This is a genomic window from Novosphingobium resinovorum (genome assembly GCF_001742225.1).
Taxonomy (GTDB): domain Bacteria; phylum Pseudomonadota; class Alphaproteobacteria; order Sphingomonadales; family Sphingomonadaceae; genus Novosphingobium; species Novosphingobium resinovorum_A.
The window spans coordinates 707,947-731,255 of record NZ_CP017077.1 but is presented as its reverse complement, the minus strand read 5'-3'; the positions used below and the strand labels follow the sequence as shown (position 1 = coordinate 731,255).

21 protein-coding genes and 4 pseudogenes are annotated in these 23,309 nt (G+C 59.7%); 11 read left to right on the top strand and 14 right to left on the bottom strand.

What is annotated here, in order from left to right; translation table 11 throughout:
- Positions 1-35 precede the first annotated feature (35 nt).
- On the top strand, positions 36-185 hold the full coding sequence (locus BES08_RS32355) for a DUF2256 domain-containing protein (RefSeq protein WP_083274896.1): 150 nt from the start codon (positions 36-38) through the stop codon (positions 183-185).
- Positions 182-1,738: a cryptochrome/photolyase family protein gene (locus BES08_RS28420; RefSeq protein ID WP_069710051.1), complete on the top strand. Its 1,557-nt coding sequence runs from the start codon at positions 182-184 to the stop codon at positions 1,736-1,738. The genes BES08_RS32355 and BES08_RS28420 overlap by 4 nt, the downstream gene beginning before the upstream one ends.
- Positions 1,739-1,756: 18 nt before the next feature.
- Here BES08_RS28420 and BES08_RS34360 read toward each other — a convergent pair.
- A pseudogene (locus BES08_RS34360) lies at positions 1,757-2,067 on the bottom strand (IS30 family transposase); the annotation flags it as partial.
- Between the two features lie 146 nt (positions 2,068-2,213).
- Here BES08_RS34360 and BES08_RS28415 point away from each other — a divergent pair.
- Positions 2,214-2,408: a hypothetical protein gene (locus BES08_RS28415; protein WP_069710050.1), complete on the top strand. Its 195-nt coding sequence runs from the start codon at positions 2,214-2,216 to the stop codon at positions 2,406-2,408.
- Between the two features lie 418 nt (positions 2,409-2,826).
- Here the strand turns inward: BES08_RS28415 and BES08_RS28410 are convergent, their stop codons facing one another.
- On the bottom strand, positions 2,827-3,135 hold the full coding sequence (locus BES08_RS28410; protein WP_069710049.1) for a hypothetical protein: 309 nt from the start codon (positions 3,133-3,135) through the stop codon (positions 2,827-2,829).
- A 99-nt stretch (positions 3,136-3,234) separates the two neighbouring features.
- On the bottom strand, positions 3,235-3,555 hold the full coding sequence (locus BES08_RS28405; protein ID WP_008833229.1) for an integration host factor subunit alpha: 321 nt from the start codon (positions 3,553-3,555) through the stop codon (positions 3,235-3,237).
- A gap of 803 nt (positions 3,556-4,358) precedes the next feature.
- Here BES08_RS28405 and BES08_RS28400 point away from each other — a divergent pair.
- Together BES08_RS28400 and BES08_RS32350 are read left to right on the top strand one after the other, a co-directional pair.
- A complete protein-coding gene (locus tag BES08_RS28400) occupies positions 4,359-5,084 on the top strand; it encodes a hypothetical protein (protein WP_156800031.1) in 726 nt (241 codons plus the stop codon).
- A gap of 298 nt (positions 5,085-5,382) precedes the next feature.
- A protein-coding gene (locus BES08_RS32350; protein WP_156800067.1) for an IS5 family transposase occupies positions 5,383-6,143 on the top strand; the annotation gives its coding sequence in 2 pieces (ribosomal slippage) (positions 5,383-5,716 and positions 5,716-6,143; 762 coding nt in all).
- A 26-nt stretch (positions 6,144-6,169) separates the two neighbouring features.
- On the opposite strand, the gene BES08_RS28390 is transcribed toward BES08_RS32350, so the two are convergent.
- From BES08_RS28390 to BES08_RS28370, 5 genes are all read right to left on the bottom strand, one after another.
- Positions 6,170-6,832 (bottom strand): TonB-dependent siderophore receptor, encoded by a 663-nt coding sequence (locus tag BES08_RS28390; protein WP_069710046.1) that lies wholly within the window; start codon positions 6,830-6,832, stop codon positions 6,170-6,172.
- A gap of 449 nt (positions 6,833-7,281) precedes the next feature.
- On the bottom strand, positions 7,282-7,587 hold the full coding sequence (locus BES08_RS28385; protein ID WP_069710045.1) for a type II toxin-antitoxin system RelE/ParE family toxin: 306 nt from the start codon (positions 7,585-7,587) through the stop codon (positions 7,282-7,284).
- On the bottom strand, positions 7,584-7,832 hold the full coding sequence (locus BES08_RS28380; RefSeq protein WP_008829273.1) for a ribbon-helix-helix domain-containing protein: 249 nt from the start codon (positions 7,830-7,832) through the stop codon (positions 7,584-7,586). The genes BES08_RS28385 and BES08_RS28380 overlap by 4 nt, the downstream gene beginning before the upstream one ends.
- A 359-nt stretch (positions 7,833-8,191) precedes the next feature.
- Complete coding sequence (locus BES08_RS32345) at positions 8,192-8,584, bottom strand: YihY/virulence factor BrkB family protein (protein WP_420873478.1); 393 nt, start codon at positions 8,582-8,584, stop codon at positions 8,192-8,194.
- Positions 8,585-8,938: 354 nt separating this feature from the next.
- Entirely contained in the window at positions 8,939-9,202 is a 264-nt protein-coding gene (locus tag BES08_RS28370; RefSeq protein WP_008829275.1) for a hypothetical protein, read from the bottom strand.
- A gap of 173 nt (positions 9,203-9,375) precedes the next feature.
- On the opposite strand from BES08_RS28370, the pseudogene BES08_RS28365 reads away from it, so the two are divergent.
- Positions 9,376-9,920: pseudogene (locus BES08_RS28365) on the top strand (IS5 family transposase); the annotation flags it as partial.
- A 27-nt stretch (positions 9,921-9,947) separates the two neighbouring features.
- Here BES08_RS28365 and BES08_RS28360 read toward each other — a convergent pair.
- Both BES08_RS28360 and BES08_RS33805 read right to left on the bottom strand, forming a co-directional pair.
- Positions 9,948-12,014 carry a recombinase family protein gene (locus BES08_RS28360; RefSeq protein ID WP_069709873.1) on the bottom strand — a complete coding sequence of 689 codons (2,067 nt, stop codon included), beginning with the start codon at positions 12,012-12,014 and terminating at the stop codon, positions 9,948-9,950.
- Complete coding sequence (locus BES08_RS33805) at positions 12,001-12,153, bottom strand: hypothetical protein (RefSeq protein WP_197524514.1); 153 nt, start codon at positions 12,151-12,153, stop codon at positions 12,001-12,003. Before BES08_RS33805 ends, BES08_RS28360 begins: the two co-directional genes overlap by 14 nt.
- Positions 12,154-12,510: 357 nt before the next feature.
- Here BES08_RS33805 and BES08_RS34350 point away from each other — a divergent pair.
- A pseudogene (locus BES08_RS34350) lies at positions 12,511-12,720 on the top strand (transposase); the annotation flags it as partial.
- A 292-nt stretch (positions 12,721-13,012) separates the two neighbouring features.
- On the opposite strand, the gene BES08_RS28350 reads toward BES08_RS34350, so the two are convergent.
- Complete coding sequence (locus BES08_RS28350) at positions 13,013-13,495, bottom strand: hypothetical protein (RefSeq protein WP_069710041.1); 483 nt, start codon at positions 13,493-13,495, stop codon at positions 13,013-13,015.
- A 341-nt stretch (positions 13,496-13,836) separates the two neighbouring features.
- On the opposite strand from BES08_RS28350, the gene BES08_RS28345 reads away from it, so the two are divergent.
- The 4 genes and pseudogenes from BES08_RS28345 (at position 13,837) to BES08_RS28325 (ending at position 20,060) form a co-directional block, all read left to right on the top strand.
- Positions 13,837-14,775 carry a CorA family divalent cation transporter gene (locus BES08_RS28345; protein WP_008829277.1) on the top strand — a complete coding sequence of 313 codons (939 nt, stop codon included), beginning with the start codon at positions 13,837-13,839 and terminating at the stop codon, positions 14,773-14,775.
- A gap of 129 nt (positions 14,776-14,904) precedes the next feature.
- Positions 14,905-15,687, top strand: a complete 783-nt coding sequence (locus tag BES08_RS28340; protein ID WP_008829278.1) for a glucose 1-dehydrogenase — start codon at positions 14,905-14,907, stop codon at positions 15,685-15,687.
- 4 nt (positions 15,688-15,691) lie between these two features.
- A pseudogene (locus BES08_RS32335) lies at positions 15,692-17,594 on the top strand (glycoside hydrolase family 15 protein).
- 327 nt (positions 17,595-17,921) lie between these two features.
- Positions 17,922-20,060, top strand: a complete 2,139-nt coding sequence (locus BES08_RS28325; protein ID WP_069710038.1) for a TonB-dependent siderophore receptor — start codon at positions 17,922-17,924, stop codon at positions 20,058-20,060.
- A 259-nt stretch (positions 20,061-20,319) separates the two neighbouring features.
- Here the strand turns inward: BES08_RS28325 and BES08_RS28320 are convergent, their stop codons facing one another.
- From BES08_RS28320 to BES08_RS28310, 3 genes are read right to left on the bottom strand one after another with little or no spacing between them, the layout of a single operon-like run.
- On the bottom strand, positions 20,320-22,245 hold the full coding sequence (locus tag BES08_RS28320; RefSeq protein WP_069710037.1) for a hybrid sensor histidine kinase/response regulator: 1,926 nt from the start codon (positions 22,243-22,245) through the stop codon (positions 20,320-20,322).
- 2 nt (positions 22,246-22,247) lie between these two features.
- Positions 22,248-22,889 (bottom strand): chemotaxis protein CheX, encoded by a 642-nt coding sequence (locus BES08_RS28315; RefSeq protein WP_037518441.1) that lies wholly within the window; start codon positions 22,887-22,889, stop codon positions 22,248-22,250.
- Positions 22,886-23,269 carry a response regulator gene (locus BES08_RS28310; protein ID WP_008829074.1) on the bottom strand — a complete coding sequence of 128 codons (384 nt, stop codon included), beginning with the start codon at positions 23,267-23,269 and terminating at the stop codon, positions 22,886-22,888. The genes BES08_RS28315 and BES08_RS28310 overlap by 4 nt, the downstream gene beginning before the upstream one ends.
- Positions 23,270-23,309: the final 40 nt, after the last annotated feature.

Sequence of the window (23,309 nt, the reverse complement as noted above, 5' to 3'; positions counted from 1 at the left end):
TTGCCTCCAACCTGCATCTGGTGCGTTGAGACGACATGGCGCACCACAAGCTGACTTTGCCGACCAAGATATGCCCTTCCTGCCAGCGGCCGTTCGCGTGGCGAAAAAAATGGGCGCGTGACTGGGACAAGGTCAAGTTCTGCTCGGATCGCTGCCGCGGGGTAGGGGAGACGGAGCGGCCATGACCACGCTCATTCCCGTGTTGGGTGACCAGTTGTCGCTCGGTCTGTCGTCGCTGCGCGGGGCTAACCCCGGCGATGCCGTCGTGCTGATGATGGAAGTCGCCGATGAGACGACCTACGTTCGCCATCACAAGACCAAGCTGGCCTACATTCTCTCAGCGATGCGCCATCATGCCCAGGCTCTAGAGGAAGCAGGATGGCGCGTAGACTATCTGCGGCTGAATGATCCTGAAAACAGCGGCAGTTTTACAGGCGAGGTCGCTCGGGCGATCCAGCGGCATGACACTGAACGGATCCTCGTCACCGAGGCGGGAGAATGGCGCGTCACCGCCATGCTGGATAGCTGGGAAACGCTGTTCGGCGTGCCGGTCGAGATCCGCAAGGACACGCGATTTGTGTGCTCGCACGGCGAATTCGATACATGGGCAAGCGACCGGCGCGAACTGACGATGGAGTTCTTCTATCGCGAAATGCGCAGGAAGACCGGGCTGTTGATGGACGATGGCAAACCGGCTGGCGGGCGCTGGAATTTCGACAAGGACAATCGCAAGCCCGCGCAGGCCGACCTGCTCATGCCGCGTCCGCTTGGCTTTACGCCTGACGCGATCACGCGCGATGTCATCGCAATGGTTGAAGACCGGTTTTCCGATCATCCGGGCGATCTGGACAGTTTCAATTATGCTGTGACCGCCGCAGACGCCGAACGCCAGGCCGCCAGCTTTTTCGCAAACGCACTGCCGCAATTCGGCGACTATGAAGACGCGATGCTGACCGGCGAGCGCTTCTTGTGGCACTCGATCCTGTCGCCTTACATCAACTCGGGACTGCTCGACCCGCTCGACTTGTGCCGCCGCGCTGAAGCCGAATATCGCAAGGGCCGTGCCCCGCTCAATTCGGTCGAAGGCTATATCCGCCAGATCATCGGATGGCGCGAGTACATGCGCGGCATCTATTGGCGTGAAGGCCCCGGCTATGTCGATCGCAATTTCCTGGAACATGACCGGGCGCTTCCGGACTGGTACTGGACCGGCGACACCCAGATGCATTGTCTGTCGGAAACGATCGGGCAAACGCTCGCGACGGCGCACGCGCATCATATTCAGCGGCTGATGGTAACGGGAAATTTCGCACTGCTGATCGGCGCCGATCCCAAGCAAGTGCATCTGTGGTATCTCGAAATCTATCTCGACGCCTATGAGTGGGTGGAATTGCCCAACACGCTGGGCATGAGCCAGTTTGGCGATGGCGGGCTGCTTGGATCAAAGCCTTATGTTTCATCAGGCGCATACATCAACAGAATGTCGGACTACTGCGGTACTTGCCGCTACAACGTCAAAGAGCGGATTGGCGAAGATGCATGCCCGTTCAACGCCCTGTACTGGAACTTCCTCGCCCGTCATCGTGATAAGCTGGGCGCAAACTATCGGCTGGCCATGCCCTACCGCACTTGGGATCGGCAATCAAAAGCAGATCAGCAAGCCACCCTCGAGCAAGCAGCGGCTTTCCTTCGCCAACTGGATGGAGACTGCGGTGCACCTTATGCAAAGCGTGAATGATCGCACTCGGCGGTGAGTTCAACGGGTGGAGGCAACACAAGCTTTAAGGCGCTTCGCGGGCGTTTGGTATTCGAGCGTTTTCCTTGGTCATTCGCCGAGTTGCGATGCAACGGCACTCGGCTTGGCTTGGCTGGACAGCCGCAGATCGGTTCCTATAGGAAAATACTGCCGCAGCACACGATTGGTGTTTTCGTTGGAGCCGCGCTACCAGGGCGACTGCAAATCGCACAGATAGACTTCAACATTGCTCGCCAGCGTAAGGCCCGGATGATAGGCCGTTTCCTTGCCGCAGTCCCAGTAAGCGATTTGTAGATTTCGTGCGGCAAACGTTCCACGCTGTCATCCGTGGAACGAATTTTCAGTCCGTCTCTTTGAGTAAACGGGTGTTCCTGCACCTGTCGCCCGGCAATCGCTCTCATCGGTAAGCGGTCGGGCCACTTCCCCCGAACCGCACCTCATTGCCACGGAGATTCCCTTGCCCCATCGCGACCAAGATACCATTACGCCCGCCGGTGGTCACGAAGGCGGCAAGCCCAAGAACCTGCGGTACCTTGTCGGCGGAATGATCGTCATCTTTCTTCTCGGCATGGCGATCGTGGGTGCGAGCACGAAAGTGCTTCAGCGCCCCGGGCCAGATCAGGGGGCTACAGAAAAGGCACCGGCCGACTGATAGGGCAAGAAGGCCCGGCACTCAGAGAGGACCGGGCCAGTTTTGTAAGGGCTGCAGAGCCCTTCGGGTCGCAAATGCACGGTACACTATTGATCTTGCGCTGAATACGACAACTTTCGTCACCGGCATCCCCCTCCCATTGTTTCACTGGATCCTCCTCGGCCGCCATCCCCTGCGCCCGAGCTCTCAGCAATCAATGCTTACTGGCGAGCCGATGCGGGGGGGGGCAGCGCTCCACTGCCGCGCTCTAATCGGCCGGTGCGTTTACGCCCGCCAGTGCGACATTCGAGATCACACCGGTGCAGGCCTGCAAACGGCGAACACAAGAAACCGCCCCCGTACCAACGATGGCGCCGGACTGGCGCAACTGCGCCGCAGTTATGATTGAGCTGTGTCCGCGCCGATACGCCAAGCAATATCATCGCTCATCCTGCGTGGCGAACGACAGCCGCTCGGCGGGCCCAACCTTTTGATCACCGGCGAACAGGGCGTCCAGCCGCTCGCAAACCTCTTCGCGGAAACTTGCACGCGGAATTGGCCGAGGTGCCGTCAGCGCGATCTCGTCGGCTATCGCATGCTTCACGCGATCGACGGCAGCCTGGTCCAATACGCCGGCGGCGGTGAGTTCCCTGCAGAGCTGGACCAGCCCGGCGGCGGTGGCCTGAGCGCGAAGGCCGACGTTCTTCAAATCGTCGTGCATTCGCGCACGTTCGGTGGTCGACGTCATTTTCTTCTCCTCTCGCTATGTCATTGATGTAACGCGCGAGAGCAGAAGAGTTCGCCGCAGCGAATGCCGGTTATCCGAAAGAGGCGATTGAGCCGCCCCTTATTTGTCGGCGGCGTTTGGCAGCGGCCGAGCGACACGGCTCTTCAACGCCTCGCTGGGACGAAAGGTGACAACCCTGCGCGCCGAGACGGTGTGCGCTTCGCCGCTCCGGGGATTACGACCGATCCGAGCACGCTTGTCGAGGAGTGCGAATGTGCCGAATTGCATGATCTTGACGCTCTCGCCTCGCTCCAGCGCTTCAGCCATTTGCGCAAGAATTCCTTCGGCTATTGCCAAAGCGCCTGAGGCTGACAATCCAACGTCCCGCTGGATGGCGGCAACCATCTCAGCCTTGGTCAATGTACAATTACCCTGGCGCATACCGAATCTCCTTTCGGATTACAGTAAACGCGCCGAAGCGTTTCCAATATCATGAAATTACAGGACAATCCGGTCACAAGTGTACGCAGGACGGCGCGGCGATCCCCTGCAAGTCGCCGCGCCTCATAAGGCCTGAGCACATACCCACCGCCTTCTACTACGCACTTTTGACCACAACCCTGTGATATGGGTCGAGCCGCATGGCCCCCCACCTCAGCAGCCAGAAGAGAGCCGCAGCGGGGGCCTGTTTCACCGACTCCCGGGCACGCGGTGGATATAGTTGCCTTACCAATCAAGTAACGGATAGGTCTGGGAACACGGATATGGCAGTTATGCTCCAACATGGAATGAACGCCCATATAAAAATCTCTTAAGATCGACTATACCGCTAATTTCCTTGGCAACCATTTCCGAAGTAATCCCGAGGCGCGCGCGAGTGATGTGCTGTAGGCGCGGGAATACTATCGCGATCGGCACGTCCGCTTCTATGCCATGCACTGCGCAAGATCTCCGCAAGCGGAATAGAAGGTTTCAGAGTACTATCCAGAAATAGCTGCCGCTGTGCCCCTGATGTAACCAGCGGATCGCCAGCCTCAGTGATTTGATCGAACGACAGGGCAAATTGCAAGTCGCCGTCGGATGCTATGCCGAAAATTCGGTCAATCTGATATAATAGATCGAATCTGAGATTAATTACTTTTCAATGCAGTAGCATCGTATTGATATGGCGCTCATATTTCGAGATTACAGCTGCGACCGTCTGTCAAGGCGTGCAGATCTCTCCCGTAATACCGGAGGAAAACATGGTAGCACTGACGAAATGGGCTCCGACACACCTTACGGATGAACGACGATTCTTCGCTACGATGGCGTGCGTCATCGCGATAGCCACGTTTGTTGGCTTCGCGCCAAGCTATTACCTGGCGCCCATGTTCGGCGCCAAGCCGATGTCCACGTTGTTGCACCTCCACGGTTTGGCCTTCACGGGCTGGATCTTGCTCTATTTAACGCAAACCGGACTGATAGCCGCCGGGCGCGCCGACATTCACAGAATCGTCGGGGTTGTAGCATCGGCGCTGGGCCTGGTGATGGTGCCGCTGGGCGTCGCGACAGCGATCATCACCAAGCAAGTTGCCGCAGCCAATCATCTTCCGCCTCAAGGCCCACCCCTGATTTTCCCGCTCGGCGCGATCTTCACCTTTGCGGTACTCGTTGGTACGGCCCTGATGCTGCGCAAGCGTGCTGCCTGGCACAAGAGATTGATGCTGCTCGGGACAGCGGCGATATTAACGACGCCACTCGCACGGATCACGCGCTTTACCCATATCGGCCTCGCTCCCGCGATCGGTGGCATCGTCTTGACCGATGTCCTTCTTACCGCCCTGGTGATCTACGACATTCGATCGCGCGGCAAGCTGCATCCCGCGACGCTATGGGGCGGTGGGTTCTTTGTCGCGACGCAAGCGCTGCGGATTCTGCTTAATGCCGCGCCTGCCTGGCAGGCATTTGCCAAGAGCCTGACGGGCTAGTTTCCATTTATCGTCGATTGTAAGAATCTACTGGTCTTTGCAATTACGGATGCCAGGAGAGAAGTCATCTGACAGCCGTAATGAAAGCGCGTTTTACAGTCTCGACCCATGCCAGTCTATCATCGGCGTTGTGTCTGCCCCTGAAAGCCGACATTCCAAGATAGTGGTGATTTCATAATCTGGGCGCACCGGCTCGAGATTTCTCGGAGGATATCGTGGAACTAGGGCGTGAACTCATAAACCGGGTTGAGTTGTTGGCCTTGGCGTGATTCAGGCGGCCTTCGGAAACGGAGGGCGTATGACACGGCGGCGATATGAACTGACGGACAAGGAATGGCTCATCATCGAGCCGTTGCTGCCCAACAAGCCGCGTGGAGTGCCCCGCGTCGATGACCGCCGGGTGCTGAACGGAATACTCTGGCGTTTCCGTTCTGGTGCGCCGTGGGCAGAGGTCCCGGAGCGCTATGGTCCATCGACGACCTGCTACAACCGGTTCATCCGCTGGCGAAAGGCCGGAGTGTGGGACCGATTGTTGGCGGCGGTTTCCGCCGGTTTCAACGGCGAGTTGGTGATGATCGATTCTACTTGCATGCGCGTCCACCAGCACGGTGCGACGGGCAAAAAGGGGGATGCAGCGATCATGGCATGGGACGTTCCCGGGGCGGTCTTACGACCAAACTCCACGCTCTTGTCGACGCTTATGGGCGTCCTGTCGGCCTGCGACTGACGGGTGGGCAGGTCCATGATGCGTGCGAAGCTGAAGCGCTGATAGAGGCCATCCCCGAGGGCGCTACCCTGCTCGGCGGCAAAGGCTATGACAGCACCGCCATTCGCGAGGCGGCGGCGGCCCGAAACATCTGGGCCAACATTCCCAACCGCTCCAACCGTAAGCAGCGCTTCGGCTTCTCGTCATGGCTCTACCGCCAGCGTAATCTCGTCGAGCGCTTCTTCAATCGGATCAAGCAGTTCAGGGGCATCGCCACGCGATATGACAAGGACGCTGCCAACTATCTCGCGGCCATCAAGCTCATTTGCGCACGTCTCTGGTGCCAAGGGTAATGAGTCTACGCCCTAATATGACGGTTTTATGACGATCCTGTTTTGACTGCCGAGACGGCGTGCCCAGGTGACTGCTGAAAGACTCTCGTAAAAAATGGCAGGTTTTGGATATAGACGCCGACGAGACGTGCCCGCAGGTTGCCATCGCTGGTGAGTGCACCGGTGATGTCGCCATCGATACGGGCATGGTCCCAGCTGCCGAATGTCATTGTTGCGCGGGCCTGGGTGTCGGCAAGTGCGCGCTTACGCGTGAAGTTGATGACACCGCCAGCCTCGCCGGCCCCGAACAGGCCGTCGGCGCCGCGTATCAGGGCAATTGAATCGAAGATCGCAGTGTCGAGATCGCCTGTCGTTGTGCTGGATTGTGAACTTGCGCCTCCGTCCACGCGGTAGTTCGAAATGGTGAGCCCCCGAGATGTATAGGTCGAGGAAAGCCACGCCCTATCGACGGTAACGCCGGTCATCTGCTGCATCACGCTTTCGACGGTAAGCAGGTTCTGGTCTTCGATCCGCGCCCGGGTCATCACCGTTACGGACTGCGGCGTCTCTCGCAACGTTTGAAGCGATTTGCCGATGTTGACGGCGCGGACGGCATAGCTGTTGCTACCTTCGGTGATCGTGGGATCAGTGTCGGGGCGCTCGCCGGTGACTGTGATGTCCCGGCCTCCGCCAGTGTCGTCGTTGGTCATGGCATCAACTGACGACTGTTGGGCGGCCGCGATACCTGGTGCCGTAATTGCTACTGTTGCGGCAAGTATCACGTGCAGATTGCGAAGGCACATCTTGCTCCGAACGGCGAATTTAGTCCTCATCATTTCCCCTGTCTGATTACTTCACTTCTTGGCAGGGAAATCGTTTGCCGCCACAACGAGCCCGACTGCCGTCGCGCCCGCTAATGCAAATGACAACGATTCGCAATAGAGTGGATCGGCGACGTTTCAGAATGTGGGTTACCTTTGTGTCGAGCTGGCTTCTCACAAACGGCACTAAACGCCGACGATGTGTTCGGATTGGTTGTGCCGCGTGTGTAGCAATCCGCTGATTACGGACAGTCCGCAGCTGTGAACGAAATATCAATGGCTGAGCGACCGGATAGGGTCGGGAGCTGAACCACTTACGGCGATGAGAGCCGTAGACCTCAAGAGTTGTGCAGGGCCGCGACCAAATCGCGGGAGCCGCTGATAATTCGCTGTACGGTGACGATAGCCATGTCAACGGTATATGCGATCAACACGCGACGTTCGAATGTGAGTGTCCTCAGACCTGCAATCAAGTCGTCGCGAGGGGATCCGCGGTGAGGAAAATCAGCCAACCCGGCAATGCGCTCTTCGATCCTGGCAAGGTAGCCGTTTGCAGTGGGCAGGTCAGTTTCCGCGCTTACCCATTGGTGAAGTGTGATCAGATCTTCGATCGCCAATGCCGACAATTGGACGTCGTAGGTCATGCTTTGGCGACGGAAGCACGTACCTGAGCGAAGGCCTTGTCGAGCGCCATTGGGGGACGAGGGTCGGCCAAAGCCTCCGCAACGCGAACCCGGATCAGTTCATCCAGCACCGCCTCTTCACGATCTAGCGCGCGCAGGCCTGCCCGCATCACTTCACTCATCGAGGCATATCGACCGGAAGCCAGATGTCGTTCAGCATGCGATGCCATCTCACCGAGCGTTACCGAAATTGCTTTCGCGGCCATGTCTACCTCCACTTAATATGATTAAATCATACCCGATCTTTCGCTTGCAAGCTAGTGACTGATTAGCGGGATGATCCCGCGAGAGATTTTCCGAGTGAAGGCAACTGTCGGCTCCCAGCGAGCGGGAACTGACTCATGAAGGTCTGAGAAGATTGACACCTGCCGGGTTGGCAGACCGTCAGCAGCTGGGTGCCACGAATTGGATGTTGAGGGTCTGCAATGGGTCGACTGTAGTAAGGGCTTCTAGGCGTCGTTCAGGCCGCGCAACTGCTGCGACGCAACTCCCCAAAGCTGTCGACTCCGGCTAACCCGTCAGCCGGTATGAACCACCGTGTCTGCGGCGTAGGCCTTGCGCTTTCCTAACGGCTGCTCTCCCCCAGTGGTGTGTCGCTCGATGTCTGCCGCTCTAACTCGCAATTCAGCTCGGCACCCAGCAAAAGCACGTAGGCCGAAAAATACAGCCACGTGAGCAGTACCATAGCTGCGCCGAGCGACCCGTACGTGGCGTCATAATTGCTGAAATCCGCGACGTAGAGCCCAAAGCCGAATGTCAAGAACATCCATGAGCAGGGTGCAAAGATCGAGCCAAGCGTAAGCCACCGCGATTTCACGTATGCCGGGTTAGGGCCAAAGCGGAGGATGACCGCGGCCCGAGCGATGCCCACCGCGCCAACGAGCAGGTACGAAACAATAGTAATCTGAACGGCAAAGAAAGGTGGTGCGCCACTGAAACTGGCACTGAGCGTGGACAGACCGACATCTTGGAAGATGCAGGCCCTAGCTGCTGCAGCGCCTGGATTCGAGCTTACCTGTCCTTGTCTCCGATGATGGCGCCTGCTGTTCCGCCCACGACAGCACCTTTAGTTGTGCCCAGACCCGTCGCACTTCCGGCAGCCGCGCCGCCCGCACCGCCGATCAGACCGCCCCGCGTGGCGCCATGCGACCACGCGCTCGTGCCAGAGGCCAGCACGACGATCAGCGCTATCCGGCGGCGACCTTAATGTTCATAATGGGATCCTCCTGTTGCTTTGAACTGGAGCGAGCGGCCGGTGGGAATGTTCCCGATAACCCGGGCAACACCACGTTTCCGCTAAATAACCTCGAAATTACTGGCGCATATCCGCTGCCGTTGCTCCGGTGAGGCCACCAAGAATAGGACTCGCCACTGTCGGGAAAAGCAACTCGATAAGCTGCGAACCGCCATCGATGCCAATTGCACGACACGAGGAGGCTGCCGATGCAAAAGCCAAGTCGATTTGCGACGGCGCAAGCGCACCTTTCGCCATCAGAACCTGCGCCAGCGAAGCGATGGAAAACAGCGCGGCCATCGACCCGTCAGCGGCATCGATTGCAATACGGCGATCCGTCATGCGTGTCCTATCTGCAGTTGCCGCCCGGTCGAGGCCGGCGATGGTTTCCTGCGGGAATCGTACGATAAGCCCGGTTTGATCCAGACACGCCGGCTACTAGGGCGTGAACTCATAAACCGGGTTGAGTTGTTGGCCTTGGCGTGATTCAGGCGGCCTTCGGAAACGGAGGGCGTATGACACGGCGGCGATATGAACTGACGGACAAGGAATGGCTCATCATCGAGCCGTTGCTGCCCAACAAGCCGCGTGGAGTGCCCCGCGTCGATGACCGCCGGGTGCTGAACGGAATACTCTGGCGTTTCCGTTCTGGTGCGCCGTGGGCAGAGGTCCCGGAGCGCTATGGTCCATCGACGACCTGCTACAACCGGTTCATCCGCTGGCGAAAGGCCGGAGTGTGGGACCGATTGTTGGCGGCGGTTTCCGCCGGTTTCAACGGCGAGTTGGTGATGATCGATTCTACTTGCATGCGCGTCCACCAGCACGGTGCGACGGGCAAAAAGGGGGATGCAGCGATCATGGCATGGGACGTTCCCGGGGCGGTCTTACGACCAAACTCCACGCTCTTGTCGACGCTTATGGGCGTCCTGTCGGCCTGCGACTGACGGGTGGGCAGGTCCATGATGCGTGCGAAGCTGAAGCGCTGATAGAGGCCATCCCCGAGGGCGCTACCCTGCTCGGCGACAAAGGCTATGACAGCACCGCCATTCGCGAGGCGGCAACGACTGGTTCATTATGCACCTCCTCTTCAAACGTCCGGAAACAGGGACTTTTGGTTTTCCATTTTAATGCGACACGGGCCTCTGTAACGCGGAAACTGGATCACCTCGTCCTTTTCCAGGTCTGCGGCTCGGATTTGGTGCGGCGCATCCGGTACAACTTGTTCGGTAGGGAGCACGCCCTCCTTGATCAGTCGACGGACGCGATGGGCCGTAACCCCAAGCTTTTTCGCGGCTTCGGTCAGTGTGAGCCACTCCCCATTCTTCTCAGCAGATCGGTATCCGTGGATTTTATGGACCGTGCGCAGTGCACCGACACGGCGTGCGGTCCACGTTTTTCCTTGCCCGGTCTGCATTCCCATCCGGTTCAGAGTAGCGGCAATGTCGGCGTCGGACCATCGGGTGGCCATGGACCGCATTACAGCGAGGGCAGCATCCGGCGTTTTCTGGCCATGTTCGCCAGGGTTCGGTTTGCGAATACGCAGCTGAGAGTGTTGACCACCTTTCCAGTGGATCGTCAAAATGACTTCACGTTGCTCTTCGTCAACATCGGCAACGATATCAGTCACGAGAGTGCGCAGGAGTTGCTGGCGACACCGCGTATCGACGTTTGGTGCGCTCCAAGCAGCCTCCAAGTCAGTGGCAATGCCGGCGAAATCGGGGATTGGGATGCCTGCGTCGATTTGTCTTGCCTGCGTCAAAGCAGCTTCACAGGTTTCCACGCGCCTGAGCGCGGATTCCCAACTCTTCTCAAGTTGAGCAGCGATCAGGCGGTTGTCAGGGTCGCAAGCGGCATAGCGGCGCTCAGCAAGAGACGCCTCGTATCGCGCTTGCTGCAAGTCCAGCTCCATCATGCGATGTCGCTCTTCCAGATTATCCCGATGCGCCCGGTCAGCTTCCATTGCGGCCTCGATTGCCATTGGCGTTACGGCGCTCAATATTTCTTTGCCAATAGCAGGGTCGATCCGAGACGCGCCAAAAGTCATGCATCGGGGTTTGGCCAGCATTTGGTTGATACTTTTGCATTGATAATAGGGATGGCTTGGCCGCCCTCTATAGGAAACAGACAACCGCCTTCCACATCGGCCACAGGTGAGCAGACCAGCAAGCAAAGCCTGGCCGCCACGACCAGATTTGATGCCGCCCTTCTTTGCAAAGGTATTAACGGCAATAAGGCTCTGGTTCCTCTCAAACTCGCTCCAATCAATGTAGCCTTCATGATGATCCCGGAGCAGCACTTCCCACGTTCCAAAAGGCTTGCCGTGGCCGTAGCTTTTGCGAGCCCTGCCATCGACAATCTCTGTCCGCTTCTCACTTTTGCCATAGGCGTATGCCCCAGCGTAGAACGGGTTCTTCAGGATCGAAATGACGCTCCGATAGCGAAGCGGCACCCAATCGAAGGACACTCTTTTGCGCCCGTCAGAAGGACGGGGGAAATGGAAATTGTCCGTGGTGAGCGAAATCAGCACCTGGCGGGCGCTACCAAGCTCGCGGAAGCGCGAAAAGATAAGGCGGATAGCCTCCTGCACCCGAAGGTCAGGATCAAGCCCCAGACCATAATCGCGGTGCCAGATATAGCCGATCGGAACACTGAGGCGCAGTTCCCCCCGTCGTGCTTTAGCGCGCGCCGCGTCGAGCATGCGCGTTCGCAAAATGCCGAGCTCAAACTCGCTGATGCTGCCCTTCATGCCCAACAACAAGCGATCATTCGGTCGACAAGGATCATACACGCCATCGAGATCGATCACGCGCGCTTCCACCAGGCCGCACAGTTCCAGGAGGTGATGCCAGTCTCGACCATTACGGGAAAGGCGCGATGCATCCAGGCACAGCACCGCGCCGACCATACCTGTGCACAGGCCGCTCACCAGTCGTTCGAAACCAGGGCGGTCGGCAGCGCCACTGGCGGTACGGCCGAGGTCATCGTCGATCACTTCGACATCACGGAACCCCCAGCGGCGCGCAACATCGACAAGTTCATATTGACGCCGCTGGCTCTCCAGGTTGTTCTGGACCTGGCCCGAGGTGGACTGCCGAACGTAGACGACAGCTTTGCGATTAAGCACCGTGGCCGGAATGAGATTATTGCCCGTCATCGCTCGGCTCCTTCGCCGCGACGCCGGCCGCCGCCATCAGGAGGGTCGCCAACTTGGCGACAACCGTGCTGCGTTCCGCGTCGGTCAGGCCCCGAATCTGCGGCATATCGAGCGGCATGCTCAACTGACGGGCCAGCATCGGTAACGTCGAGGGTGGTGGTAATGCCTTCACAGGGCGCCTCCTGGATGGGGGTGAGACCATCCGACGAAGTCTGCCTGAAACCGCGATCGGTAAGCAGTCTATGAAGCTCCACGAGGCCAGTCACCGCAATCCGCGGTTCGCCCATCGCCATACCAGCGCAAAACGCCCTATCCAGCATCCACTCCGAAACCTGAATGATCTCGCCCGGCCTGATCTCTACCCGGACAATCGCACCACTGGCCCGATCCTCGCGGCCTTCATACCGAAAACGGCCGCCGTAATATGGATGCCAACGGTAGTGAAACTCTACCATCTGCCCGACATGGGCAGAATGAACATGTGATAGCGGCGGCCCGAAACATCTGGGCCAACATTCCCAACCGCTCCAACCGTAAGCAGCGCTTCGGCTTCTCGTCATGGCTCTACCGCCAGCGTAATCTCGTCGAGCGCTTCTTCAATCGGATCAAGCAGTTCAGGGGCATCGCCACGCGATATGACAAGGACGCTGCCAACTATCTCGCGGCCATCAAGCTCATTTGCGCACGTCTCTGGTGCCAAGGGTAATGAGTCTACGCCCTAGGGCTTATCATTGATCCGATTTGTAAGCAGGCTTTCGGGAATTCGCGATCGGCATCGCGCTTATCGGTGCCAGCGCCGGGACAACCTGGGAAATCGGGCAACCTAGCAACTGGATCCAGGAACTCGAAATGTCGGGTAGCCCTTTCCACCTTCGAACACGCCAAGGCGCGGCAACTTTCCACCTTTCTGTCAATCGACGCGGGGAAGCGGGTCGGGGGCGACCCGTCAAACCGAGGCCCGCTGATATCGGCTAAGGGAATCGTCCAGCGCCATGCACTCAGGGATGAAGATCTCGCAGCCTGCCCCCGACAGCACCGGCTACGCTGGCGATAAAGGCGCCAACCACAAGGGACAGTCCGGTAAAGCCAGCCAACGTCACCGCCGCCTCTCTCATCGCATCGGCGGCTGCATGCGTACTTTCCATATCGACCGTGGGAACAGCTGGATTGGCAAGAGCGCCCGCAAGAACGGCAACGAGAGCAAGAAAGACCGTTGCAGTCGCCCAGGTTAGAAAGCCATGCGCGGTGTCGCGGAAGAACACCTCGTCGCTATGCAGACCGTGCCAGCGAGTGCGCAAACGACCTGCAAGATAGCCGCCGCTGAGCGAGGCCAGCCATTGAGTCACGATCATCCAGATGCCGGCCCCGATCGCAAATGCGGAGCCTTTTGCCCCGACGCCTGGCCATGGGGATACAGACCCCAGTCCAAAGGCGGATCCCAGGATCATGAGCACCAATGTGACGGAGATGGCGGCGATCACACCTCCCAGGATCGCAGACCATGATATGGCTGATCCGGGTTCGCCAGCAGGGGCCCCGCTGGGGTAAAGTTCTGGATTGACGTGCGGATGTGCAGGCTCAACCATGGTCAGTGCCAGAACAGGAGGAGAAGCAGGATTATCGGCAGCGGAATGCCGAGCAGCCAAAGAACAATTCCCTTACCCATGATTGCCTCTCCAAGAACAACGACATTGTTACAGAACAGAAACAAAACTGTCTGACCGTAGTTCCCAATCATCAGGCGTGCTCATGATCGAATGCCTTGCACTCAGCATGGCCTGAGGGCCGCATCCGTTTCTAACAGGGCGATTAGGATCAATCCATGCTGCGATCGTTCCCAGAAGCCGAGAGTGGCGCGAGTGGCGTCTGGATCGACCTGCTCTCGCCTGACCCTGATGAGCGCTCCATTGCCGAGCAGCGATGTGGTTTGAAACTGCCGGCCCGCGAAGCGTTGAGCGAGATCCAGGCTTCGAGCCGGCTACGCGCAGATGGCGACGTCCTCTATATGAGCGCGGCTCTGATTTCGGGTACCGGCGCCGGGGAGTGGAGCAATGCGCCAACCGGCTTCATCCTGACCCCCGATACCTTGATCACGGTGCGATATGATTATCTGGAACCGTTCGATGCGGTCGGTGAAAAGCTCAGGCACGACGTGGACGTAAGCGCAGCAAGTGTGCTGGCAACGCTGCTCGAGGACATTGTCGGTCGGGCTGCCGATCATCTGGAACAGGCGTCAGCAGTCGTATCCAAAGCGTCGCAATTGCTCTTCTTTGAAGAAGAGGAACGGCCCGGGCTTAAGCGGGAAACCCGCAAGATACGTCTGATAATGCGTGATGTAGGGCGGGCCAGCGATCAGGCATCGCGCGTGCGCTATGCGTTTCTCAGCCTCGGCCGGATGGTCAGCTTCATTCTGGATCGTTGCACACCGGACCTTGATCAGCTCATGCAAGAGCGGTTCGATTCCATACGGCATGACATCAACTCGCTCGATGAGTTCGAGACCAGTCTTGAAGGGCGCATCCAGCTGCTTCAGGACGCTGCTGCCGCTTTTCTGAGCATTGAGCAGAACGATGTCGTGAAGGTACTTACAGTCGCCTCAGTCGTAGGTGTCCCGCCCGTTCTTGTCGTGGGCGTCTACGGCATGAATTTCAGGAACATGCCAGAGTTGAGTTGGGAACTGGGCTATCCCTACGCGCTGATCCTGTGTCTTGTATCGGGTCTGCTGCCCTATATCTGGTTCAAATGGCGGGGGTGGATCTAACTAGCACCGCCGACCCGTCGAGCCTCATACTGCTGACTATGGCCGTTCCCCCAGCGGAACCTCGATCATCGATATTCGCTTTTAATTGCAACGGATTCAAACGGCCCTTAGCATGCGAGGTGGAGAGCGATGGACATAGACCTGACGGGCAAGCGCGTCCTGGTCACAGGGGGCAATTCCGGGCTCGGTGCGGCCATCGCCAAGGCCTTTTCTGCCGAAGGCGCCTGCGTAGCCATCAACTACCTCGTCAATCCTGAAGAGACCGACACGCTGGTGAAGCAGTTCGTGACAGCCGGTGGCAAGGCGCTGGGACTGATGGCCGACATCAGCGACGCCGAAGCGATCGAGGCGATGTTCGAGGAGATCGACGAGGCTTGGGGCGGGATCGACATCCTGGTGAACAATGCCGGGATCGATGGCCACGCCGCACTGGGCTGGGAAGCTGAACCCGATGCCTGGGGCAAGGTCATCGACATCAATCTCAAGGGGGCTTTCCTTTGCGCCCGCGCTGCACTGAAGCGCATGGTCCCGCAGAAGTCCGGCGTAGTGCTCAATACTTCCAGCGTTCACGAGGTGATCGCCTGGACCGGCTACAGCGCGTACACGGCTAGCAAGGCCGGCGTGTCGATGATGTCGAAGTCGCTGGCGCAGGAGGCTGCTCCCCATGGCGTGCGGGTGCTGTGCATCGCTCCTGGCGCGATCCGCACGCCCATCAACAAGGCGGTATGGAGCGATCCGGAAACCTACAAGGATCTCCTCACCAAGATCCCTCTTGGTCGCATCGGAGAAGCGGAAGACATCGCCAGGATGGCCGTCGTTCTTGCTTCCGACGTTGCCGGCTATATCACCGGCACAACCGTCTTCGTCGATGGCGGCATGACCGACTACCCCTCCTTCGCGCATGGTGGGTGAGGGCATGGCGAACCGCATCGAGGATTACGGTCTGATCGGGAACATGCTGTCGGCTGCCCTCGTCGGTATCGACGGGTCCATAGACTGGCTTTGCCTGCCACGCTTTGACGCGCCGGCCTGCTTTGCTGCCCTGCTCGGCACGTCAGAGAACGGACGGTGGAAGATTGCTCCGGCTGATACCGCAACCAGGGCAACCCGGCGCTATCTCTCGGACACCGGCATCATCGAGACCCGCTTCGAGACCGCGACCGGGGTGGTGACCCTGACAGACTTCATGCCGATCAGTGAAATGGAGAACCATGTCGATGTGATCCGCATCGTAACGGGCATCTCGGGTGCGGTGGAGATGGACATGGAGTTCATCCTGCGCTTCGAGAACGGACAGGCAATCCCCTGGGTGACACGCAAGGACTATGGCATCAGCGCCGTTGCCGGGCCCAATGCGGTCGAGTTGCATACCAGCCTTGCGCTCGAGAACCGCGATATGCGCACGGCAGCCCGCTTTACCGTAGCGGAAGGCGAGAGCGTTCCGCTTACCCTGTCCTATCACCCCTCGAACAAGATGCCGCATTTCATCACGGATCGTCACGAGGCGCTCGAGCGGACCGCAACGTGGTGGCGGGAGTGGGTGAAGAGCGGCAGTATCAATGACATGCCCGACGACTGGTGTGATCCGGTAGTCCGCTCGCTCATCACCCTGAAGATGCTCACTTACAAGGCCACAGGCGGCATCGTGGCGGCACCAACCACGTCCCTGCCAGAAGCCATCGGGGGCGCGCGCAACTGGGACTATCGGTATTGCTGGCTGCGCGATTCAGCGCTGACGCTCTACGCATTGCTCAATGCCGGATATCGCGAGGAAGCTGAGGCTTGGCGACAGTGGCTGCTGCGCGCAGTGGCAGGCGCGCCGGAGCAGCTTCAGATCATGTATGGTCTTGGCGGGGAGCGCTGGCTGCCCGAGTTCGAGATTCCCTGGCTGCAGGGCTTCGAAGGCAGCAAGCCCGTGAGGGTGGGCAATGGCGCGGCTGACCAGATGCAGCTCGATGTCTATGGTGAGTTAATCGACACCCTTCATACCGCTCGCGATGCCGAATTGCAGCCGCAGGACGAAGCGTGGCGGTTGCAGAAGGTGCTGCTTGATCACGTTGAGGAAGTCTGGGAGACGCCGCGATCGCGGGATTTGGGAAGTGCGCGGCCCGGCGCGGGCCTTCACGCATTCGCGGATGATGTGCTGGGTGGCATTCGATCGCGCGATCGAAACCGCCGAAAGGTTCGAGCTTGAAGGGCCGGTCGAACGCTGGCGCGAAGTGCGGCAGATGATCCATGACCAAATCTGCGATCAGGGCTTCGACACCGAACTGAACAGCTTCGTCCAGTATTATGGCGGGAAGACCCTGGACGCGAGTCTGCTGCTCATGGCGCAATTCGGCTTCCTTCCCCCCAGCGACCCGCGCGTGCAGGGCACGATTGCGGCGGTGGAGCGCGAACTGCTGCAGGGCGGCTTCGTCCAGCGCTATTCCACCGCCAGCGCCGATGATGGCGTGGGCGGCAGGGAAGGCGCATTTCTTGCCTGCAGCTTCTGGCTCGTCGATGCCTATGTGCTTTCGGGCAGGTTGGAAGATGCCCGCGATCTGTTCGAGCGGTTGATCGGGCTCGCGAACGATCTGGGTCTGCTTGCAGAAGAATACGATGCGCAGGACAATCGCCTACTCGGCAACTTCCCGCAGGCGTTCTCGCACATTGGTCTCGTGAACTCCGCTCACAACCTCGTAATGGACAAGGGGCCTGCGGCTCAGCGCGCCGATAGGTGCGCTCCACGATCTCAGAGGAAACCCTCGACCAATGGGTGTCGTAAGCCGGTGTCCGCGCTGATGCGGCCTGATCCTAGGCGATCCCCGAATTTCTGACCATAAAGATCGGCAGGAAAGCGAAGGGCATGCCGAAGTCGTCCGCAAGCCGACATGCGAGCGGTCGTGCCGGAACGACTTGAGCCGTTTGCCCCTGCCGGGAAAGCGGAACGTCCGCAGCTGTGAACCGAAAATATGGCGCTGGGCGTCCGGGAAAGGTCGTTTCAATATTCTTCCAATTGCTCGCGCAGGATCAACCCATCGCCAGACACCCTTCAATGTTGCCTAAATGGCACAACTTCTCGCGACTGATCGTCCTTATATTGCCAATAAGTCGCAATAGCGGTAGCCACGCGATTGTTGATACTCAGTCGCAAAAGGGTGTTTATGTTTTCCGTTCGTTCGATCGCGCTGTGCACTGCTGCAGTATTCGCCATGACGACGGCGGTTGCCGCCCATGCAGAGGAACCGGCGGCCGAAAATGCGGGCGCGGCTTCAAACGGTGACGAGATCATCGTTACTGGCGGCATTTCGGGTACCAAAACCGAAACGCCGCTGATTCAAGTGCCTCAGCCGCTCACCGTCATCACCTCGGAGCAGTATCTCTCGCAAGGCGCGATCAGCATCAGCGATACCGTGAAGTATGCCGCCGGTGTGCTCGCGAATGCCTATGGCCGCGATACCCGCGTCGATGGCTTCCGCGTGCGCGGCATCAATGCCCTGCAGTTTCGCGACGGCATGCGCGACGTCTTCTCGTACTACGCGAGCATCACCTCGGACCCCTACAACTTCGAGCGTGTCGAGATCGTGCGCGGCCCGGCTTCGGTGCTGTTCGGCCAGGGTTCGATCGGCGGTATCGTCAACCTTGTTTCCAAGACGCCGGAATTCCGCACAGGCGGCGAATTCAATGTCGTCTACGGCAGCTACGACCGTAAGGAAGCCATGGGCGACATCAATGTCGCGCTGGCCGACAATCTTGCGATCCGAGCCGTGGCGCGCGTGCGCGACGCCGACACTTACGTCGATCACGTACCCGACGACCGCGTGATGTTCGCGCCTTCGATCCGCTGGCAGCCCACGCCCGACACCAACGTCGTGGTGACCGGGCTCTATCAGGAGGACGACACCGGCTCGACCTCGCAGTTCCTGCCGATCGTCGGCACGTTCCTGCCCAATGCTGCCAACCCGAGCGGCAAGCTCGATCCCTACACCTTCGTCGGCAACGCAGGCTGGGACCGCTACGCTGGTCGCTCCCTGCAGGGCGGGGCCGCGATCACTCACAATTTCTCGGACAGCGTCCGCGTAAGTCTCAAGGCCCGCTACATCGACAGTGACCTCGAATATAACACCCACTACGCCGACAGCTATTCCAACCCGACCGATCCGTTCCTGCCCTATGCCCAGTACGGCACGTATGGCCGCACCATCGGCCTTTATGCCGATGCCAGCGACGCGCGGATGAACGTCTTCTCGACGGACAACAACGTCCAGTTCAAGTTCAACACCAGTGCCAATATCGAGCACACCATGCTCGTCGGCATCGACTATAGCTGGAACAAGGTGGGCAAGCGCTATGCGGCGACGCCCGGCATCACCTACGACGCAAACGGCACCCCCCATTTCGACGGTATCGAAAAGATCGACATCTACGACATCAATTACGATGCGCTTCAGACTTACGATCCCTCCGGCCCGTACGCCTATGAATCGCAAAAGCAGCTTGGCATTTACGTGCAGGACCAGATCCGCGCATTCGACCGCGTCTCGGTCGTCGTCGGCGCCCGCCGCGACCGCGTGACCGGCTCCTCGGGCCAGAAGGACAATGCCACCACGTTCCGTGCGGGCATCATCGGCGAACTGGGCGCCGGCTTCTCGCCTTTCTTCAGCTACACCGAGAGCTTCCTGCCGCAGGCCGGCACCATCATGCTGCCCGGCGGCATCCCCGGCGATCCCTACAAGCCGCTGACCGGCACGCAGTACGAGGCGGGCGTCAAGTGGCAGCCCGAGCCGCACACCCTGGTCACCGTCACCGCCTTCAAGATCAAGGAGCAGAACCGCGTGCTCTATCTGGCGGAGAACGCGACCACCCAATCGGGCGTGCTGAACACCAAGGGCATCGAAGTCGAGGCGAGCCACACGCTGCCGGGCAACTTCCAGCTGCTGCTCAACTATGGCTACAACAAGCTGAAGTCGGAAACCGACACCAATCTAGACTACATGCCGCGGCATGTCGCCTCGGCATGGACGACGAAGACCTTCGGCATCCCGGGCGACGCGCAGCTACGCCTTGGTGCGGGCGTCACCTATAATGGCAAGAGCCGCTCGACCAGCGCGATCTGGTCCATCGTCACGCCCTCGCGCACGAACGTCGATGCTCTTGCAGAAGTCTCGTGGGAGAACTGGCGCTTCTCGGTCAACGCGACGAACCTGCTCAACGAGATCCAGTACGCATCCTGCCTGGCGCGCGGCGACTGCTTCGTGGCGGCTCCGCGCAACATCATGGGCTCGATCGGCTACCGTTTCTGATCCGACACCTACTCCTATCGCCATCGTGCGCCACTGCAGCGCACGATGGCGTAGTCTCGCCACTCTCTTCCTTCGTCCCGATCGCGCGGCCGGCCGGCTGGAGGCTTCGCCAGCCCGAGAGTCGGCATTTTGCTGGCGCCGGTTTGGATAGAGGCATTGGTTTGGAAGGCGAACTTCTTGTTGCCAAACAGAGTAGCTGACCGTCCGTACCTGAGAACGAGATGCGGGCGCTTCAACGACCGATAAGGGGCGCCGGGAGCTATCCAGCCATGGCCGCAGAAATGGCCTGATCAAGCATAGTCTGTCCAAACGGTTTGCCCAATCGAACGATCCGCTGCTGGGAGCCTGCTGGTACGTCACCATATCCGCTGGCAAGGATGATAGGGATGTCCGCCCGTATCTCCGTGACATGGTCGGCCAATTGGGTTCCCGTCATCTGTGGCATCGCCTGATCTGTGATGACCAGGTCGATGTCCGGATACTGCCGGACAAGGGCAAGAGCCTCCGCGCCGGAATTCGCTTCCAGAACCTCATGCCCCAAATCCTCCAGCAAGGCGGAGGTATTCATGAGGATCAGGAAATCATCGTCCACGACCAGGATCTTCAGCTTTCCGGCGAAGGATGCCCTGCTTTCGCGCTGGGGTGCCGCCGGCGCAGCGTCCGGTTCGGCAGCAGGCAGCCACAAGGTTGCGCTGGTGCCGCGCCCGACAATGCTATCCAGTGTAAATCCGCCCTCCAGTTGCTTGGCTAGCCCATGGATCATGGAAAGGCCGAGGCCAGTGCCCTTGCCGATGCCTTTCGTCGTGAAAAAGGGCTCGGTTGCGCGGGCCAGCGTCGCTTCATCCATGCCGCTGCCGGTATCGATGACCGACAGGCCTATATAGGTGCCCGCCAAGAGGCCGTCAGGCGGAATGTCCTTCGCCTCACGGCACTGGGCAACCACCTTGATGGTGCCGCCCTCCGGCATGGCGTCGCGGGCATTGACGGTCAGGTTCAGCAAGGCCAGCTCCAGCTGGTTGCTGTCTGCCAGAACGGCCGGAAGATGGTCCGGGAATTGCAGGTCGAGGGACCATGCCGGGCCCAGGGTGCGCTCGATCAGTTCGCGCACGTCATTGACCAGCACCGGCACGTCGATACGCTCCGATGCCAGGTCCTGACGACGGGCGAATGCCAGCATGCGCTGCGTCAGGGCGGCCCCGCGCTCCGCACCCTGCTGGGCATTCTCGATCAGCTTTTGCGTATGGGGATCGGCCGGAATGCGTTTCTGAAGGAGCGTGAGGCTGCTGGTGATCGCCATCAGGAGGTTGTTGAAGTCGTGCGCGATGCCGCCGGTGAGTTGGCCGACAGCCTCCATCTTCTGCGCCTGTCGCAGCGCGTCCTCCGCCTGCTGGCGGTTAGCGACTTCCTGCTCGACCCGGCTTTCCAGCGTATCGTTCAATTCGCGCAGCTTGGCCTCGTTCTCTTTGGCCGCCGTGACATCATAGATGACGCCGATCAGGCGATAGCCGGCGCCTTCGCGCACAATCTCGCCGCGCCGTGCTATCCAGCGCATCGCACCATCGTCGTTTCGCCGAATGCAGAACTCCGCGTCGAGGCCATCGGGAATGGCGCCCTCGCGGTGGCTGGGGATGAGGAGGGCATTCTCCCCCTGCAACACGCCGTTGATCGTCTGTACGGGCAGGACGGGGGCAGGGTGGAGGCCCAGCAACCGGCAGAATTCATCGGAAACCGCAGTCGTGGCATAGCCGTCGACATATTCGAAAGTGCCGACACCGCCTGCGCTCTGGGCGACGCGAAGGCGCTCCTCTGTCCTCTTGCGTTCGGTAACGTCGACCAGGATGCCGGTGAACCGCACCGGCTGATCATTCTCGTCGAGATGGCCTTGCCCCCGCGCGTGCATCCACAAGGGGACGCCGACGGGATCGACGACGCGAAACTCCTTGGAGAAGAGTTCCGCGCCCGACAGGATGCCCGCCACGGCGATGCGGATACGGGCGCGGTCCTCCGGATGGATGGCGGTGAAAAAGGCGCTGGTCGGTAGGTCGTTCGCCGTCTGCGGATCAAGGCCGAAGAGTTCCGCGAAGTGCGCATCGACCGACAATCGGTCGGCCGCAATGTCCCAATCCCAGGTTCCACTGGCGCCTGCCGCCGCGAGGATGGAGCCGATCTGTTCTGGCTTGATCACGGTCAGATGCCGTCCTCTCCCACCACGCGCTCTATAAACTCGCCCAGTAATTCCTTCAACATGGCCAGCGACGGCAGGTCCATGATCATCGCGATATAGCCCCGAATGTCCCGGCTGCGCACCGCGAAATCGATATAAAGAAAGAGGACGAGCCCGTCCGTCTTGCCGTCCTCGCTCACCTCGAACAGGCTGGCCCCGGTTCCGCGCAGAACCTCCGGAATGGTCATGGTAAGCGAGCGACGAAGCATGTTCGCCATCGTCGCTAGGCAGCTGTTTAGTATGACATTGCCGGTTTCAGCCAGCGCCTCCTGCTCCATGTCGAGCACATCCTGCGCGGACAATTCGCCGCCGGTCACCGCCCGCACCAGCTCCAGACTGTTCGTCTCGGGAAAGATCAGCAACGCACGGCCGGAAAACGGGCCGGAAAAATCCTGACGCACGGCAACCAGATCGGTCACTTCACGTTCGCTGATGAGCCGCGCGGCTCGCTTCTGGCTCACCACTTCGATGGACGGCACCGACAGGAATACCTGGTCGCCGATCATCTTGCGCAGGCTGGATGCCGCGCGGCTGACGCCGATATTCACGATTTCGGTCAGTGCGTCGCGTTCAAGCTCGGCGAGCACAATGCTTTCAGGAATCACGCGCGCTGCGATCTGAGACGGAGTGCGGCCCCCGAGAGGAAGGGTTCCAGAGCATCGGGCGTCACGGGTTTGGCGACGAAAGCGGCGCCGATTTCCCGCGCGCGCGCTATGATCTCGTCCTGGATATTGGCAGTGATGATGGCGATAGGCATATCGGGTCGCAGAACGTGCAACTCGGCGGCAAGTTCAAGCCCGTCCTTCTCCGGCATGTTGAAATCAATCAGCGCGACGTCGGCGGGCTGTTCCGCGATGAGCTCCAGCGCCTGACCGGCGTTGCCGGCCTCGATCTTCCGCCAGTCCGGCTGCAGTTCCGCGAGGGCCTTTCCCGCGACGATTCTCGCCAGCTTGCTGTCATCGACAATCAGAACGGTAACGGACATCAGGCACTCCGGAAACAGGGAATATCGCGGCATTCTCGGC

Coding starts and splice junctions, on each gene's coding strand:
- BES08_RS32355 (WP_083274896.1), top strand. CDS start 36: ATGGCGCACCACAAGCTGACTTTGCCGACCAAGATATGCCCTTCCTGC.
- BES08_RS28420 (WP_069710051.1), top strand. CDS start 182: ATGACCACGCTCATTCCCGTGTTGGGTGACCAGTTGTCGCTCGGTCTG.
- BES08_RS28410 (WP_069710049.1), bottom strand. CDS start 3,135: ATGACGTCGACCACCGAACGTGCGCGAATGCACGACGATTTGAAGAAC.
- BES08_RS28405 (WP_008833229.1), bottom strand. CDS start 3,555: ATGCGCCAGGGTAATTGTACATTGACCAAGGCTGAGATGGTTGCCGCC.
- BES08_RS28400 (WP_156800031.1), top strand. CDS start 4,359: ATGGTAGCACTGACGAAATGGGCTCCGACACACCTTACGGATGAACGA.
- BES08_RS28390 (WP_069710046.1), bottom strand. CDS start 6,832: ATGACCAACGACGACACTGGCGGAGGCCGGGACATCACAGTCACCGGC.
- BES08_RS28385 (WP_069710045.1), bottom strand. CDS start 7,587: ATGACCTACGACGTCCAATTGTCGGCATTGGCGATCGAAGATCTGATC.
- BES08_RS28380 (WP_008829273.1), bottom strand. CDS start 7,832: ATGGCCGCGAAAGCAATTTCGGTAACGCTCGGTGAGATGGCATCGCAT.
- BES08_RS28370 (WP_008829275.1), bottom strand. CDS start 9,202: ATGACGGATCGCCGTATTGCAATCGATGCCGCTGACGGGTCGATGGCC.
- BES08_RS28360 (WP_069709873.1), bottom strand. CDS start 12,014: ATGACGGGCAATAATCTCATTCCGGCCACGGTGCTTAATCGCAAAGCT.
- BES08_RS33805 (WP_197524514.1), bottom strand. CDS start 12,153: ATGCTGGCCCGTCAGTTGAGCATGCCGCTCGATATGCCGCAGATTCGG.
- BES08_RS28345 (WP_008829277.1), top strand. CDS start 13,837: ATGCTGCGATCGTTCCCAGAAGCCGAGAGTGGCGCGAGTGGCGTCTGG.
- BES08_RS28340 (WP_008829278.1), top strand. CDS start 14,905: ATGGACATAGACCTGACGGGCAAGCGCGTCCTGGTCACAGGGGGCAAT.
- BES08_RS28325 (WP_069710038.1), top strand. CDS start 17,922: ATGTTTTCCGTTCGTTCGATCGCGCTGTGCACTGCTGCAGTATTCGCC.
- BES08_RS28310 (WP_008829074.1), bottom strand. CDS start 23,269: ATGTCCGTTACCGTTCTGATTGTCGATGACAGCAAGCTGGCGAGAATC.